The following is a 13949-nucleotide window of genomic DNA, read 5'->3' on the forward strand; positions in this document are numbered from 1 at the left end:
GCACGCCGCGCGCCGCCTGTCTTGATATTAGTAGGAGTAAAGGCAGCCTGCAGCAAGCGCGCGCGCGGGCATCGTGCCGTTGCATACAGGCATCACCCCAGGCAGCGCCTGCGCCACATTGCGCCCCTGTCCGAAAGGGTCATCAGGCTGCCTGCGCGCGTGCCACGGGCCGCCCCCCGAACGGGTAACCCGGGTCGTTGTAGCCATGCGTCGAGGCATGACCCGGCGACACCAGCGCATCGACCATCGATTCTTCCTCGGGTGTGATGACGGCACCGGGAGCGCCCAGATAGTCCTCGAATTGCGCCAGCGTGCGCGGACCGGCAATGACCGACGAGATGATCGGGTTGGCCAGCACCCACGCCGTGGCGAACTGGCCCGGCGTCAGCCCGCGCCCTTCGGCATGGACCTTGAGCTGCTGTGCGATCACCAGCGATTCTTCGCGGAACTCGGTTTCCATCATGCGGCGGTCGGCGCGGCCGGCGCGCGTGCCCTCGCCCGGTGCCTGCCCGGGTGCGTACTTGCCGGTCAGCACGCCGCGCGCCACCGGGCTGTAGGGCACCACGCCCAGCCCGTAGTGCTCGCATGCCGGCAGGATCTCCACCTCCGGCATCCGGTTCAGCAGGTTGTAGTAGGGCTGGCACGCCACCGGGCGCGGCACGCCCAGCTCGCCGCACAGCCGTGCGATCTCCGCGATGCGCCAGCCGCGGAAGTTCGACACCGCCCAGTAGCGGATCTTGCCGCTGCGCACCAGGTCGCCCATCGCCCGCACCGCCTCTTCCAGGTTCGCGCCGGGATAGTCGCGGTGCAGGTAGAGAAGGTCGATGTAGTCCGTCGCCAGCCGGTGCAGGCTGTCCTCCACCGCGCGCAGGATCCAGGTCCGCGAATAGTGCCCGTGATTGGGCGCCGCCTGCATCGCGTTGCCCAGCTTGGTGGCAAGCACCCAGTCGTGGCGGCTGGCGGTCAGCAGGCGCCCGACCATCTGCTCCGACGCGCCCTTGGTATACACGTCGGCGGTGTCGATGAAGTTCACGCCGTGGTCGCGCGCGCTGGCGACGATGCGGGCGGCTTCGGCCTCATCGGTCTGGTCGGCGAACATCATGGTGCCCAGGCAAAGTGCCGAAACGCGCAGGTTGCTGGCGCCGAGGCGGCGGTAAGGCATGGTGGTGGCGGGCATGGTGGCTCCTTGGGATGGGGTGGGATGGCGTCGGGGTGGTGAAAGCACAGGGCACAGGCGGAAACGGCAGGCTGTGACCACGGTTCCACATTTTGCCGCGAGTCGGCGTGGCTTGCTGGCCCCCCTGCCGGTGTCCGTGCGGCCCATCGGGTATCCAGCCCGGGAGAATTGGTTTCAATATGTTGCAGGCCGGCCAACGGGAGCCAATTTGCAGTCATATTCTTGCGTTTGCCGCGTGAGGATGACGCTTTGCGCTACCCTCGCGGCCTCCATGCAATAGAAGAAAAGAATCGAATCTTATGAAAACGGAAACCACGGATGTCGTTATCATCGGCGCAGGGCCCGCGGGCTCGGTCGCGGCCGGCTTGCTGCGCAAGCATGGGATTCCGGTGCTGGTGATCGAGAAGGAAACCTTCCCGCGCTTTTCCATCGGCGAAAGCCTGCTGCCGCAGAGCATGGCCTACATCGAAGAGGCAGGCATGCTGCGCGCGGTGGTGGAAGCGGGCTTCCAGTACAAGAACGGCGCCGCCTTCTCGCGCGGCGACCGGCAGACCGCCTTCGACTTCCGCGAGAAGTTCTCGCCGGGCTGGGGCACCACCTACCAGGTGCAGCGCGCGCGCTTTGACGACGTGCTGATCCGCGAGGCGGCGCGCCAGGGCGCCGAGGTGCGCTTCTCGCACCTGGTCGAGGACGTCGACGTCAGCGGCGCGCAGCCTGAGGTGACCGTGCGTGCGCCGGACGGCAGCCGGTACACCGTGCGCGCGAAGTTCCTGCTCGATGCCTCCGGCTTTGGCCGCATCCTGCCGCGCCTGCTGCAGCTGGAATCGCCGTCGGGCTTCCCGGTGCGCAGCGCGCTCTTCACCCACGTGGAAGACCGCATCGCGCCAGGCGCCTTTGACCGCAACAAGATCCTGATCAGCGTGCATCCGCAACACCCGGACGTCTGGTACTGGACCATCCCGTTCTCGGATGGCCGCTGCTCGCAGGGCGTGGTTGCCGAGAAGGCATTCCTGGACCGCTACACCGGCACCGAGACCGAACGGCTGCGGGCGCTGGTGGCCGAGGAACCCGGCCTGGCAAAGCTGCTTGGCAACGCGCAGTGGGACACCCCGGCGCGCCAGATCGCCGGCTATTCGGCCAATGTGAAGTCACTGTGGGGCAACGGCTATGCACTGCTCGGCAATGCCGGGGAGTTCCTCGACCCGGTGTTCTCGTCCGGCGTGACCATCGCCTTCAAGTCGGCCAGCCTGGCAGCGCAATGCCTGGTGCGCCAGCTTGCCGGCAACACCGTGGACTGGGACAAGGACTTCGCCCAGCCGCTCAAGGCCGGCGTGGACTGCTTCCGCGTTTTTGTCGAAGCCTGGTACGAGGGCCGCTTCCAGCAGCTGATCTTCCATCCCAATGCCAACTCCGAAATCCGCGACATGATCTCGTCGATCCTGGCCGGCTACGCGTGGGACCGCAGCAACCCCTTCGTGGCCGAGCCACGCCGCCGGCTGGCGGTGCTGGAAGAATTCTGCCGCGTATGATGCGCCGCATCCGCGTGCGTTCCGCTTTCGCGCGCGCAGAGGACTCTTTTCAAGGACACCAGGTATGACCAATCCGACCGTGCTGGTTACGGGATCGTCGCGCGGCATCGGGCGCGCCATCGCCCTGCGGCTGGCCCGCGACGGCTATGACGTGGTGGTGCATTGCCGCTCGCGCCGCGACGAAGCCGACTCGGTCGCCGACGCGGTGCGCGCCTGCGGCCGCAAAGCCCGCGTGTTGTGCTTCGACGTGGCCAGGCGCGAGGAAGCCGCGGCCGCGCTGCTGGCCGATATCGCCGCCCATGACTGCTACTACGGCGTGGTATGCAACGCCGGCCTGGCGCGCGACGCGGCCTTCCCGGCCATGAGCGGCGCCGAGTGGGACGAGGTGGTGCACACCAACCTCGACGCCTTCTACAACGTGCTCAACCCGGTGGTGATGCCGATGGTGCAGCGGCGCCAGCCCGGGCGCATCGTCACGCTGTCGTCGGTCTCGGGCCAGGTGGGCAACCGCGGCCAGACCAACTACAGCGCGGCCAAGGCCGGCATCATCGGCGCCACCAAGGCGCTGGCGATCGAACTTGCCAAACGCGCCATCACGGTCAACTGCGTGGCGCCCGGCCTGATCGACACCGACATGGTCGAGCAGCACGTGCGCGACGAGGCGCTGCGCATGATCCCGGCGCGGCGGCTCGGCACGCCCGACGAAGTGGCCGCGACCGTGGCCTTCCTGATGTCGCCCGACGCCGGCTATATCACGCGCCAGGTGATCTCGGTCAACGGGGGCATGTTCGGATGAAGCGCGTCGTCGCCAGCGTGGCCCCATGAACGGGGTCAGCATCTTCTTCCTGCAAGCGATGCTGGTGGTCGCCCTGCCCTACCTGCTATGGCGTGGTGCCGGCCTGCGCTCGGTGTTTCCGCTGGTCGGCGTGCAGGTGCTGGCCGGCATCGTGCTGGGGCCGTCGGTGTTCGGGCAGCTGGCGCCGCAGGGCTGGACCGCGCTGTTCGGCCCCGATCGCCTGCCGATGCTGTCCGGCCTGCAGTGGCTGGCGGTGACGCTGTTCTGCTTCCTGACCGGCCTGCACCTGCGCGAAGACAGCGTGCCTGCGCACTGGCGCGCGACCCTGCAGATCTCGCTGGGTAGCATTGCGGCGCCGTTCGCGCTGGGGGCCGCTGCCGGCTGGTGGATGACCACGGCCGGCTGGCCGGTCGCGGGGGAACTGGCCAGCCCCTCCTGGTTTGCCTGCGCCATGGGCATCTGCACCGCCGTCACGGCGCTGCCGGTGCTGGGTGCGCTGCTGCGCGAAATGCGCCTGACCGGCACCCGCCTGGGCCAGCTGGCCTTGCGCTGCGCGGCCGTCAACGATGCCTGGGTGTGGCTGTTCCTGACCCTGGTGCTGCTGCAGCATGGCGGCCAGGACGGCGCCAGCGGCCTCACCGTGGCGGCCCGCGCCGGTGCCTACCTGGGGTTCATGTTCCTGGCGGTGCGCCCCGCGCTGGCATGGCTGCTGCGCCGCCGCGCGCCGGAGACCGAGCTGCTGCTGGCGATGGCGCTGTTCCTGGTGCTGGCCTCGGCATTCCTGGGCGAACTGGCCGGGCTGCACCATGTGATGGGCGGCTTCGTCGCCGGGCTGGTATGGCCCGCGCGCGAAGCGCAGCGCGTGCGCCAGCAGCTCGAACCGGTCACGGTGGTGGTGCTGCTGCCCTTCTTCTTCCTCGCCGCCGGACTGCGCACCGAGATCTCGCTGGATAATCCGATGACACTGTGGATCGCGTTGCTGTCGCTGGTCATCGCGATCACCGGCAAGATGGCCGGCGTGGCGCTGCCCGCGCGCCGCGCCGGCATGGGCTGGCGCGAATCGCTGGCGCTGGGCACGCTGCTGCAGACCAAGGGCCTGGTCGAGGTGGTGGTGCTGACCGTGCTGCTGGACGCGCGCATCATCAGCACCGCGGCGTTTTCCGGGCTGCTGCTGATGGCGCTGGCCAGCACGCTGCTGGCGCGGCCGTTGACGATGCTGGTGGCGCGGGGCCGGTTGCATTAAGCGCCATCCGGCCGCTCACACCGGGGTCAATCCCGGCAACCCTGCAATCGCCTGCGCCAGGTAGTCCAGCAACAGCCGCACCCGCTCCGGCTGGTAGCGCCGCGACGGATAGACCAGGAAGGCTTCCTGCGCCGGACCGCTCCAGCGTGGCAACACGCGCTGCAGGGCGCCGCTGTCGAGCAGGTCCTGCACCAGCCATGCCGGGGTCATGCCAAAGCCGGCGCCGGCCAGGAAGCTCTCGCGCATCGCCAGCGAGTTGTTGACACGGTAGCGGCAGGGCGCGCTGACCGGCGCCTGCCCGCCGGGCCCGTCGAGCACGATCTCGTCGCCGGCGGCCAGCCAGGTGAAGCGCAGGATCTGGTGCCGCGCCAGGTCGGCCGGCTGCCGGATGCGCGGATGGCGTGCGAGGTAATCCAGCGAGGCCACCAGCAGCCGCGGCGACACCGCGATGCGGCGCGCGACCACGTTGGGCGGCAGCGAGGCGCCGAGGCGCACTGCGATGTCGACGCCCTCCTCCACCAGGTCGACGAAGCGGTCGTCGAACAGCAACTCCACCTCCACCTCCGGATAGCGCTGCTGGAACGCCAGCACCAGCGCATTGAGCCGCAGCACGCCGAAGCTGGCCGGCGCGCTGACGCGCACCCGCCCGGCCGGGCGCCCGGACATGCCACGCGCATCGCTGACCGCCTCGCCGTATTCATCCAGCACGCGGCGCGCCCGCTCATAGAAGCGCCGCCCCGCCTCGGTCGGCGACAGGCCGGTGGTGCTGCGCTCCAGCAGCCGCACGCCCATGTCTTTCTCCAGCGCAGCCACGGTCTTGCTGATGGTCGGCTGGGTCGACTGCTGCTCGCGCGCCACCGCCGACAGGCTGCCCAGCTCCACGGCGCGCACGAAGACTTGCATTGCCCTGATGGTGTCCATGCCGTTCCTTGTGCCCACTCATTCCATCGTGGCATGAGCGATATGCCATTCTGCCTGCTACCTGTCATTTCTGGAATGCCCTACCTTGGGCGTCATGCCGGCACCAACGCCGGTCCACGAACCGAGGCAAACCCATGCTCCGCATTCCCCGCATCCTGCGCCGCCTGACTGCGCTGACGTTCTCCGCCACCATCGCCAGCACCGCGGCGCTGGCCAGCCCCTTGCAGGACCCGGCCTGGCTGACCAGCTGGATGGCAAGCCAGCAGCCGGTGTGGCAGCCCGGCGCCCAGCCGCTGCCGACTGGCGTGCCCGCGGTGCTGTCCGGCCAGACGCTGCGCCAGGTGGTACGGCTCAGCGTGGGCGGCAAGCGCGTGCGCGTGGTGCTGTCCAACCCTTACGGCCGCCACCCGGTCGCGGTCGGCGCGGCGCAACTCGCGCGCCATGCCGGCAGTGGCAGTACCGAGGCGGCGGGCAGCCGCGCGGTGACGTTCGGCGGCAGCGCGTCGGTGATCATCCCGGCTGGCCAGTCCGTGGCAAGCGATCCGGTCGCCTTCGACGCCCCCGCACTGGGCGAACTGGCACTCAGCCTCTACCTGCCGCAACCGACAGCGATCGAGTCGTTCCATTGGGATGGGCGCCAGACCGCGTGGCTCGCGGCCGGCAATGCGACTACGCGGGCCATGCTGCCTGCGCCGCAGTGGTTCAGCGCGCGCATCCTGCTCAGCGAGGTGCAGGTCGATGCGCCCGGGCATGCCGGCGCCGTGGTGGCCATCGGCGATTCGATCACCGAGGGCAACGGCTCAACCCCCGACACCAACCGCCGCTGGCCCGACGTGCTGGCACAGCGTGCGGCCGGCAACGGCGTGGCTGTGCTCAATGCCGGCATCTCCGGCGGCCGGCTGCTGCGCGATGGCATGGGGGAGTCCGCGCTGGCGCGGCTGGATCGCGACGTACTGAGCCAGCCGCATGTGCGCACCGTGATCGCGGCGATCGGCATCAACGATATCGCCTGGCCGGGCTCCACCTTTGCACCGGGCGATGCGGTGCCGCAGGCCGCCGCGCTGATCGAGGGCTACCGCCGCCTGATCGCGCGCGCCCACGCGCGCGGCGTGCGCGTGATCGGCGCCACCATCACGCCGTTTGCGGGGGCGCTGCGCGATACGCCGATCCGCGGCTATGACAGCCCGGGCAAGGAAGCGGTGCGGCTGGCGGTCAACGACTGGATCCGCAACGGCGGCGCGTTCGATGGGGTGGTGGACTTCGACGCCGCGGTGCGCGATCCCGCGCGCCCGCAGGCGCTGCTGCCGGCGTTCGACAGCGGCGACCACCTGCATCCCGGCGACGCGGGCTATCGCGCCATGGCGGCGCAGATCGATGCGGCGCTGCCTGAGCTTGCCCGTCAGTCCCGGTCCGGCGCACCCGGTGGAAAGAGCGGGCGGTAGGGCCGCGCCTCGTCCACCGCGCGCGCGAACGATGGCCGCGCCAGCAGCCGGTTGCGATAAGCGCGCACATTGGCGCGCGCATCCGGGATGGGATGCACCCAGTCCGCATAGAACAGCGACGGCGCGGCAGCGCAATCGGCCAGCGTGAAGGCGCCGCCCGCGGCCCATTCCCGGCCGGCCAGCGTTGGCTCAAGCCAGGCATAGGCTGAGTCAAGCAGCTTGCGCGCCTCGGCCACGCCATAGGCATCGCGGTGCTCCGCCGGGCGCAGGTAGTCGGCCACGATGCGTTGCATCGGCGTCATCACGTACTGGTCGAAGAAGCGGTCGAGCATGCGCACTTCCAGCGCGGCGTCGGGCGAATCCGGCAGCCAGCGCACGGGGCCGCGGTGATGCTGGTCCAGGTAGTCGATGATGATGCTCGACTCGAGCACCGTGCGGCTGCCGTCGACCAGCACCGGCATGCGCCTGAGCGGCCACAGCCTGGCGAGTTCGTCCATGTTCTGCGCGTGTTCTGGCGACAGCATCCGGAATTCGAAGGGGATGGCGTTCTCGTACAGCGCAACCAGGACCTTCTGGCAATAGGACGAAAACGGGTGGGCGTATAGCTCCATCGTGGTCTCCGGTGGTGATCTTCGGTGGTGGTCGGCGCGCGACTACTGCTGCGCCGCAAAGCGATCGGTTGCGGCAATCAGCTGGTCCATGATGCCCGGCTCGGTCCACGCATGGCCGGCGCCTTCGATCAGGTGGAAATCGGCCGTGGGCCACGCCTGGTGCAGCGCATAGGCATAGCGCACCGGGCACGGCATGTCATAGCGGCCGTGCACGATCACGCCGGGGATGTCGGCCAGCTTGTGCGCGTCGCGCAGCAGCTGCCCGTCTTCCAGCCAGCAGCGATGCGTGAAATAGTGGTTCTCCAGCCGCGCGAACGCCAGCGCGAAGTGCCCGTCGTCATGCTTGGCGCTGTTGCCGGCGTCCGGCAACAGCGTGATGGTCTCGCCTTCCCAAACGCTCCATGCGCGTGCCGCTTCCACCTGCTTGTCCTGGTCGTCACCGGTCAGCAGCTTGCGGTACGCGGCCATCATGTTGCCCCGCTCGGCCTCGGGCACCGGCGCCTGGAAACGCGCCCACTTGTCGGGAAACATCTCGGACACGCCGTATTGGTAGTACCAGTCCAGCTCCGCCTGCGACACCGTGTAGATGCCACGCAGCACCAGCTCGCTGACGCGCTGCGGGTGCTTCTGCGCATAGGCCAGCGCCAGCGTCGAGCCCCATGAGCCGCCGAACACCAGCCAGCGCTCCACGCCGGCCAGATCGCGCAGGCGCTCGATATCGTCGACCAGGTGCCAGGTGGTGTTGGCCTCCAGCCCCGCATGCGGCGTCGAACGCCCGCAGCCGCGCTGGTCGAACAGCAGCACGTCATAGCGCGCCGGATCGAACAGCCGCCGGTGGTCCGCAGAGATCCCGCCACCGGGCCCGCCGTGCAGGAACACCGCCGGCTTGGCGCCGGGTGTGCCCACGCGCTCGTAGTAGATGACATGCCCGTCGCCGGCATCCAGCGTGCCGGTTTCATAGGGCTCGATTTCGGGATAGAGGGTGCGCAAGGCGGGCATGGATATGGTCTACGGAGATCGGGAGCCACAGTGTACGCCGGAGGGAACTGCAAACAAGTAGCCCGCCCCCTAACCGGCAAACACCGCCTTCACCCAGTCCCTCAGCAACCGCGTGGCGGGACGCTCCGCGGCGCGCTCGCTGTAGACAAGGTCATAGCGGAAGCTCTCCAGCGTAAGCCCGAAGGGCTGCACCAGCACGCCCGAGGCCAGCTCTTCCGCGACCAGCGTCAGGCTGAGCAGGCCGACTCCCTGCCCCGCGATGGTCGCCTGCACGGCGTGGATCTCGTCGGTAAAGCTGAGGCCAGCCTGTGGATCGGTGACCTCGACGCCGGCGTGCGCCAGCCACTGGCGCCATACCGGCGCGCGCTCGTCATCGCGCGCGCCGGCGCCCCATTCAAAGTGCACCAGCGTGGCGTGCTTCAGGTCTTGCACGCTGGCCAGCTTCAGGCCGGGGCTGCAGACCGGCGCAAACCGGTCGCGGAACAACGGCTCGACCACCAGGCCGGGATAGCTGCCGCTGCCGTAGCGGATGGCAGCGTCCGCATCGTGGTCCAGGTCGACGATCTGGTCCGACGCATCCAGGCGCAGCGTCCAGTCAGGGTAGGCCGCGCGGAACTGGCCGGCGCACGGTGCCAGGCGCCTGGCCATGAAGGCAACGGTCGACGTCAGCGTGGCAACGTTGGCCTGTCCGCTGCGCTGCACCGCCAGCACGGCGCGCTCCATCCCGTCCAGGCCGTCCCGCACCGCGGGAAACAACTGATGCCCGGCGGGCGTCAGGCGCACCTTGCGGGTCTGGCGCTCGAACAGCTTCACGCCAAGGCTCTCTTCCAGCAACCGGATCTGGTGGCTGACCGCCGTCGGCGTGACGTGCAGTTCGTCCGCCGCGTGCTTGAAGCTGGCGCGCCGGGCGGCGGCTTCAAAGGTGCGCAGGGCACCCAGTGGCGGCAGTTTGCGCAAGCTTCCTCCTTAGATGAGATGCATTCATGTGTCGACTGAAAAGCAACCATTTGTCGCGGCCTGGTCCCGCTCCGATACTTGACCCATCGGATCGGCCATCCAGGCGATCAGGTGAATTCTACTAAACCATCTACCGGAGTCAGCAATGCTGCTGGAACAAGTCCACACCCAACCCGACCCCTATGCTCCCTATCTGCTTTCGCAAGCCATCCGGGCCGGCGGCTTCCTCTTCGTCTCCGGCCAGGCCGGGGTCGGCGACGATGGCGCCATCGTGGGCCGTGACGACTTCGATGCCCAGGCCGAGCAGGCGTTCAGCAACCTCAGGCGCGCGCTGCAGGCGGGCGGCTCGGGGCTGGACCGCGTGGTGAAGGTGACGATCTTCCTGACCTCGATGGCACACTTCCCGAAGATCGTCGCACTGCGCCGCAAGTGGTTCTCTGCCCCCTATCCGGCCGACACCATCGTCGAGGTCTCGGCGCTCTACTCGCCGGACGCGAAGATCGAGATCGAAGCCATCGCCCTGGCCGCAGAGGCTGCGCGATGACCACGCCCGCCACCCCATCGCTGTTCGATACGCTGGCGCTGAACGGCGTGCCGCTGCGCAACCGGCTCGCGGTGGCGCCGATGACGCGCATCAGCGCCACCGCCGCAGGCGTCCCCACCGAGGCCATGACGCGCTACTACGCAGGCTTTGCCCGCGGCGGCTTTGGCCTCATCGTCACGGAGGGCATCTATACCGACCGTGCCTATGCCCAGGGCTATGCCGGCCAGCCCGGTTTGACGGATGCGCAGCAAGTGGCCGCGTGGCGCCAGGTGGTTGCCGCGGTCCACCAGCAGGGCGGGCGCATCGTGGCCCAGCTGATGCACGCCGGTGCGCTGTCGCAAGCCAACCGCTTCCGCGACCACACGGTCGGACCCTCGGCGGTGCAGCCCAGGGGGCAGCAGATGACCGTGTATGCCGGCAAGGGTCCATACCGGATGCCGCGCGCCATGGAAGAGGCGGACATCCTGCAGGCCATCGAAGGCTTTGCGCAGGCCGCCCGGCTGGCCCGTGACGCGGGTTTCGACGGCGTTGAAATCCACGGTGCCAATGGCTATCTGCTGGATCAGTTCCTGACGGGCTATACGAATCAACGCCAGGACGCCTGGGGCGGCAGCATCGCGCAGCGCATGCGCCTGCCGCTGGAAACCGTCCGCGCGGTGCGCGTTGCCGTGGGGGCGGTCTTTCCCGTCGGCATGCGCATCTCGCAAGGCAAGGTCAATGATTTCGTCCACAAGTGGCCGGAAGGCGCGGAGGGCGCGGCCGCCGTTTTCTCCGCGCTCGCGGCAAGCACCGCGGACTACCTCCACGTGACGGAGCACGAAGCATGGCAGCCCGCCTTCGCGGACCACGGCGCGACGCTGGTGCAGCTTGCACGCCGTGCCGCGCCCGGGCTCGCGATCATGGCCAACGGCAGCCTGCATGAGCCATCGCGCGCGGCCGGCCTGCTGGACGATGGCGCGACGCTGGTCGCGCTCGGACGCGGCGCCCTTGCGAATCCGGACTGGCCGGTGCTGGTGCGCGAGGGACAGCCGGTGCGGCCGTTCGATGCGGCCGTTCTCGCGCCGCTGGGCAATATCAAGGATGCCGAACTAGCGCTGCGCGAAGCACGCCGCCCAGCGGTCACGCCGGGCTGACGGTCGCAACCGCCACGGCCTCCACCTCGACCTTCAGCCCGAAATGCAGCGGGCCGGTGGGCACCACGGCCCTGGCCGGCCGGGCCTCGCCGGCCCATGCGGCGTAGATCGCGTTGAAGGCGGGCCAGTTGTCCATCGTGTCCACGTAGACGCGCACCTGTACCAGCGCCTCGATGCTGCTGCCGGCGGCAAGCAGTGCGGCCTCGACGTTGGCCAGCGCCTGTTGCGCCTGTGCAGCGAACGTCGCGTCGACCAGCTTGCGTCCGTCCGGTGCAATCGGCAACTGGCCGGAGATAAAGACCAAGCCGCCGGCAGCGGCGGCATGGCTGTAGTGGCCGCCTGGTGCGGCGAGCGAAGCGGGACTGACTGTGCGTACCGCGCCGTGTTCATCGTTGAGCTTACCAGCCATGCAGACGACTCCATTCGGTGGCCGCGCCATCCTCGGCAATGGCGTGGTAGGTGGGAAACTGCGCCCCGGTGGCGCAGGCGTGATTGGGCAGGATGCGCAGCATCGTGCCGACGGGCAAGCGTGCGGTGATATCCGGATCAGGCGTGCCTTCGCGCGAGAGGATGCCATGCTCCTGGTTGGCGCCGCTAAGGACGTAACCGGGCATGACGGTGCCGTCGATGGCGCAGGCCTGGCCGTAGCCGAAGTCGTGCTTGTGCTTCTGCGTGCCGCGGTCGCGGCTCATGGCCATCCAGCCGGCATCGACGATGGCCCAGCCCTTTTCCGGCTGATGCCCGATCACGGTGGTCAGCACGCTCAGCGCCACCTCGTCTTCGGTGCAGACGCCGACATTGCGCATGACCAGGTCGAAGAATACATAGACCCCCGCGCGCACCTCGGTCACGCCTTCCAGGCTGGCTGCCGACAGCGCGGTCGGGGTCGAGCCCACGCTGACCTCCGGGCACGGCAGGCCCGCCGCGCGCAGCCGCGTGGCGGCGCGCACGCAGCCGGCACGCTCTTGCTCGGCCATGGCCGCAAGCGCCGCGGGCGTGTCCAGGTCATAGCTGGAGCCGGCGTGCGTCATCACCCCGCCCAGGCGCACATCGCCATCATGCAGGATGCGCGCCACGTCGATCAGCGCGGGGGCGTCGGGGCGGACGCCGGAGCGGTGGCCATCGGTATCGATTTCGATCCAGACCTCGAACGCCTCGCGGTGTTCGTTGCAGAAGGCGACGATGGCGCGCGCGGACTCCACGCTGTCGGTCACGATCTTGAGATCGCAGCCGCGGCGGCGCAGCGCCAGCGCCTGGGGCAGCTTGCTCGCCACCATGCCCACGCCGTAGAGGATGTCGGTGATGCCGGCGTCGAAGAAGTGCGCGGCTTCCTTCAGCGTGGAGACGGTGATGCCGCTTGCGCCCGCATCGATCTGCGCGCGCACGACCGGCGTGCATTTGCTGGTCTTGGCATGCGGGCGGAAGCGCACGCCGAGCGCATCCATGCGCGCCTGCATGCGGTGGATATTGCGCAGCATGCGCGGGGTGTCGATCACTGCCGCAGGCGTTTCCAGGCTGCGCAGCGTGGCGGAGGAATCAAGCATGTTGTCGTTGGTGATGGTTGGTTCAGGAGGGCGCGGCCCGCTTCAGTCGGCAAACTGCCCCTTGGCCTTCAGGGCGGGCACGTCATCGCGCAGGCCGCGCGAGATCAGGCCGGAGACCACGCCCGGACCCATCGCGCCGGCGGCAGGCAAGTCAACCCCGACCGCCTGCATCTGACGGCGCAACTGGGGATCTGCCGCGGCGACGGTCATGGCGGCGTTGAGCCGCGTGACGACGGCATCCGGCGTGCCTTTGGGCACGAACAGCGCATTCCATGAGCGCAGGTCAAGCGGATAGCCCGATTCCCTGGCCGTGGCGACCGCTGGCAGTGGCTTCAGGCGCTCGCCTGACAGCACCGCCAGCGCCTTGATCTTGCCACCGGCCAGCTGCGGCAGCGCCGTGGTGGTCTGGTCGCACATGAAGTCGACCTGGCCGCCCATCAGGTCGCTGATGGCGGGCGCCACGCCGCGGTAAGGCACATGCGTGACCTTCTGCTTCATCGCCGCCAGCAGCATCACGCAGCCGTAGTGCGAGACCGAGCCCACGCCCGCGCTGCCGTACGAAGCCTGGTCGCCGCGGCGGGCCAGCCAGGCGCTGAACTCCTGCAGGTTGCTGGCTGGCAGATCGGCACGAGCGATCAGCAGGAGCGGCGCCGAACCCGCCAGGCCGATGGGGCGGAAGTCCGCCACCGGGTCATAGGGCAGCTTCTTGTACAAGGCGACGTTGGCCACATGCGTGCCGATAGTGCCCAGGCCCAGCGTATAGCCGTTGGGCTCGGCCCTGGCCACCTTGCCCAGGCCGACGGTGCCGCCCGCGCCGGAGAGGTTCTCGATCACCACTTGCTGGCCGAGTTCGTCGCCCATCTGCCTGGCGAAGCCGCGCGCCAGCGCGTCACTGGGCCCGCCTGCGGGGAATGGCACCACCAGGGTGATCGGCCGTGCCGGGAAGGCCTGGCCCTGTGCCATCGCGTGCGTGGCCATGGCCAGCGCCGCGGCGGCAGCCAGCCGGCGCAGCAGCCGCGGGGAAATTGCAGAAGGCTTGCAGGTCATGGCAAA

At 69.1% G+C, this 13949-nt stretch carries 14 protein-coding genes; 6 read left to right on the forward strand and 8 right to left on the reverse strand.

The features are described from left to right. Positions 1-142: 142 nt before the first annotated feature. Positions 143-1177: an aldo/keto reductase gene (locus AC3WLE_RS07135; protein WP_492319439.1), complete on the reverse strand. Its 1035-nt coding sequence runs from the start codon at positions 1175-1177 to the stop codon at positions 143-145. 299 nt (positions 1178-1476) lie between these two features. Here AC3WLE_RS07135 and AC3WLE_RS07140 point away from each other — a divergent pair, with 299 nt between their 5' ends. The 3 genes from AC3WLE_RS07140 (at position 1477) to AC3WLE_RS07150 (ending at position 4745) form a co-directional block, all read left to right on the forward strand. After that, positions 1477-2706: an NAD(P)/FAD-dependent oxidoreductase gene (locus AC3WLE_RS07140; RefSeq protein WP_492319438.1), complete on the forward strand. Its 1230-nt coding sequence runs from the start codon at positions 1477-1479 to the stop codon at positions 2704-2706. A 64-nt stretch (positions 2707-2770) separates the two neighbouring features. Next, positions 2771-3502: a 3-oxoacyl-ACP reductase FabG gene (fabG, locus tag AC3WLE_RS07145; protein WP_492355879.1), complete on the forward strand. Its 732-nt coding sequence runs from the start codon at positions 2771-2773 to the stop codon at positions 3500-3502. A 25-nt stretch (positions 3503-3527) separates the two neighbouring features. Continuing rightward, entirely contained in the window at positions 3528-4745 is a 1218-nt protein-coding gene (locus AC3WLE_RS07150; protein WP_492319437.1) for a cation:proton antiporter, read from the forward strand. Positions 4746-4760: 15 nt separating this feature from the next. On the opposite strand, the gene AC3WLE_RS07155 is transcribed toward AC3WLE_RS07150, so the two are convergent. Continuing rightward, entirely contained in the window at positions 4761-5666 is a 906-nt protein-coding gene (locus AC3WLE_RS07155) for a LysR family transcriptional regulator (protein WP_492355878.1), read from the reverse strand. Positions 5667-5800: 134 nt separating this feature from the next. Between AC3WLE_RS07155 and AC3WLE_RS07160 the strand changes: the two genes are divergently transcribed. Next, a complete protein-coding gene (locus AC3WLE_RS07160) occupies positions 5801-7108 on the forward strand; it encodes an SGNH/GDSL hydrolase family protein (protein ID WP_492355877.1) in 1308 nt (435 codons plus the stop codon). On the opposite strand, the gene AC3WLE_RS07165 is transcribed toward AC3WLE_RS07160, so the two are convergent. From AC3WLE_RS07165 to AC3WLE_RS07175, 3 genes are all read right to left on the reverse strand, one after another. After that, positions 7066-7719, reverse strand: a complete 654-nt coding sequence (locus AC3WLE_RS07165) for a glutathione S-transferase family protein (protein WP_492319434.1) — start codon at positions 7717-7719, stop codon at positions 7066-7068. The two genes, AC3WLE_RS07160 and AC3WLE_RS07165, sit on opposite strands and share 43 nt — an antisense overlap. A 42-nt stretch (positions 7720-7761) precedes the next feature. Continuing rightward, the gene (pip, locus tag AC3WLE_RS07170) at positions 7762-8718 is read right to left on the reverse strand and encodes a prolyl aminopeptidase (protein ID WP_492319433.1); all 957 of its coding nucleotides are present in this window, start codon (positions 8716-8718) and stop codon (positions 7762-7764) included. Between the two features lie 69 nt (positions 8719-8787). Continuing rightward, positions 8788-9675: a LysR substrate-binding domain-containing protein gene (locus AC3WLE_RS07175; protein WP_492352424.1), complete on the reverse strand. Its 888-nt coding sequence runs from the start codon at positions 9673-9675 to the stop codon at positions 8788-8790. Positions 9676-9820: 145 nt separating this feature from the next. Between AC3WLE_RS07175 and AC3WLE_RS07180 the strand changes: the two genes are divergently transcribed. Both AC3WLE_RS07180 and AC3WLE_RS07185 read left to right on the forward strand, forming a co-directional pair. Continuing rightward, a complete protein-coding gene (locus tag AC3WLE_RS07180; protein ID WP_010810810.1) occupies positions 9821-10219 on the forward strand; it encodes a RidA family protein in 399 nt (132 codons plus the stop codon). Next, positions 10216-11352, forward strand: a complete 1137-nt coding sequence (locus AC3WLE_RS07185; protein WP_492355876.1) for an NADH:flavin oxidoreductase — start codon at positions 10216-10218, stop codon at positions 11350-11352. The genes AC3WLE_RS07180 and AC3WLE_RS07185 overlap by 4 nt, the downstream gene beginning before the upstream one ends. Here AC3WLE_RS07185 and AC3WLE_RS07190 read toward each other — a convergent pair. Genes AC3WLE_RS07190 through AC3WLE_RS07200 form a run of 3 tightly spaced genes read right to left on the reverse strand, consistent with a single transcriptional unit; the run spans position 11339 to position 13943 of the window. Next, positions 11339-11761 (reverse strand): RidA family protein, encoded by a 423-nt coding sequence (locus AC3WLE_RS07190; protein ID WP_492319429.1) that lies wholly within the window; start codon positions 11759-11761, stop codon positions 11339-11341. The two genes, AC3WLE_RS07185 and AC3WLE_RS07190, sit on opposite strands and share 14 nt — an antisense overlap. Beyond that, a complete protein-coding gene (locus AC3WLE_RS07195) occupies positions 11751-12896 on the reverse strand; it encodes a DSD1 family PLP-dependent enzyme (protein WP_492355875.1) in 1146 nt (381 codons plus the stop codon). The genes AC3WLE_RS07190 and AC3WLE_RS07195 overlap by 11 nt, the downstream gene beginning before the upstream one ends. Before the next feature lie 42 nt (positions 12897-12938). Beyond that, a complete protein-coding gene (locus AC3WLE_RS07200) occupies positions 12939-13943 on the reverse strand; it encodes a tripartite tricarboxylate transporter substrate-binding protein (protein WP_492355874.1) in 1005 nt (334 codons plus the stop codon). Positions 13944-13949: the final 6 nt, after the last annotated feature.

It is taken from the genome of Cupriavidus sp. FW306-1B-F12B (assembly GCF_058781795.1).

Coding starts and splice junctions, on each gene's coding strand:
- fabG (WP_492355879.1), top strand. CDS start 2,771: ATGACCAATCCGACCGTGCTGGTTACGGGATCGTCGCGCGGCATCGGG.
- AC3WLE_RS07155 (WP_492355878.1), bottom strand. CDS start 5,666: ATGGACACCATCAGGGCAATGCAAGTCTTCGTGCGCGCCGTGGAGCTG.
- AC3WLE_RS07160 (WP_492355877.1), top strand. CDS start 5,801: ATGCTCCGCATTCCCCGCATCCTGCGCCGCCTGACTGCGCTGACGTTC.
- AC3WLE_RS07140 (WP_492319438.1), top strand. CDS start 1,477: ATGAAAACGGAAACCACGGATGTCGTTATCATCGGCGCAGGGCCCGCG.
- AC3WLE_RS07200 (WP_492355874.1), bottom strand. CDS start 13,943: ATGACCTGCAAGCCTTCTGCAATTTCCCCGCGGCTGCTGCGCCGGCTG.
- AC3WLE_RS07165 (WP_492319434.1), bottom strand. CDS start 7,719: ATGGAGCTATACGCCCACCCGTTTTCGTCCTATTGCCAGAAGGTCCTG.
- AC3WLE_RS07185 (WP_492355876.1), top strand. CDS start 10,216: ATGACCACGCCCGCCACCCCATCGCTGTTCGATACGCTGGCGCTGAAC.
- AC3WLE_RS07195 (WP_492355875.1), bottom strand. CDS start 12,896: ATGCTTGATTCCTCCGCCACGCTGCGCAGCCTGGAAACGCCTGCGGCA.
- AC3WLE_RS07190 (WP_492319429.1), bottom strand. CDS start 11,761: ATGGCTGGTAAGCTCAACGATGAACACGGCGCGGTACGCACAGTCAGT.
- AC3WLE_RS07150 (WP_492319437.1), top strand. CDS start 3,528: ATGAACGGGGTCAGCATCTTCTTCCTGCAAGCGATGCTGGTGGTCGCC.
- AC3WLE_RS07180 (WP_010810810.1), top strand. CDS start 9,821: ATGCTGCTGGAACAAGTCCACACCCAACCCGACCCCTATGCTCCCTAT.
- pip (WP_492319433.1), bottom strand. CDS start 8,718: ATGCCCGCCTTGCGCACCCTCTATCCCGAAATCGAGCCCTATGAAACC.
- AC3WLE_RS07135 (WP_492319439.1), bottom strand. CDS start 1,177: ATGCCCGCCACCACCATGCCTTACCGCCGCCTCGGCGCCAGCAACCTG.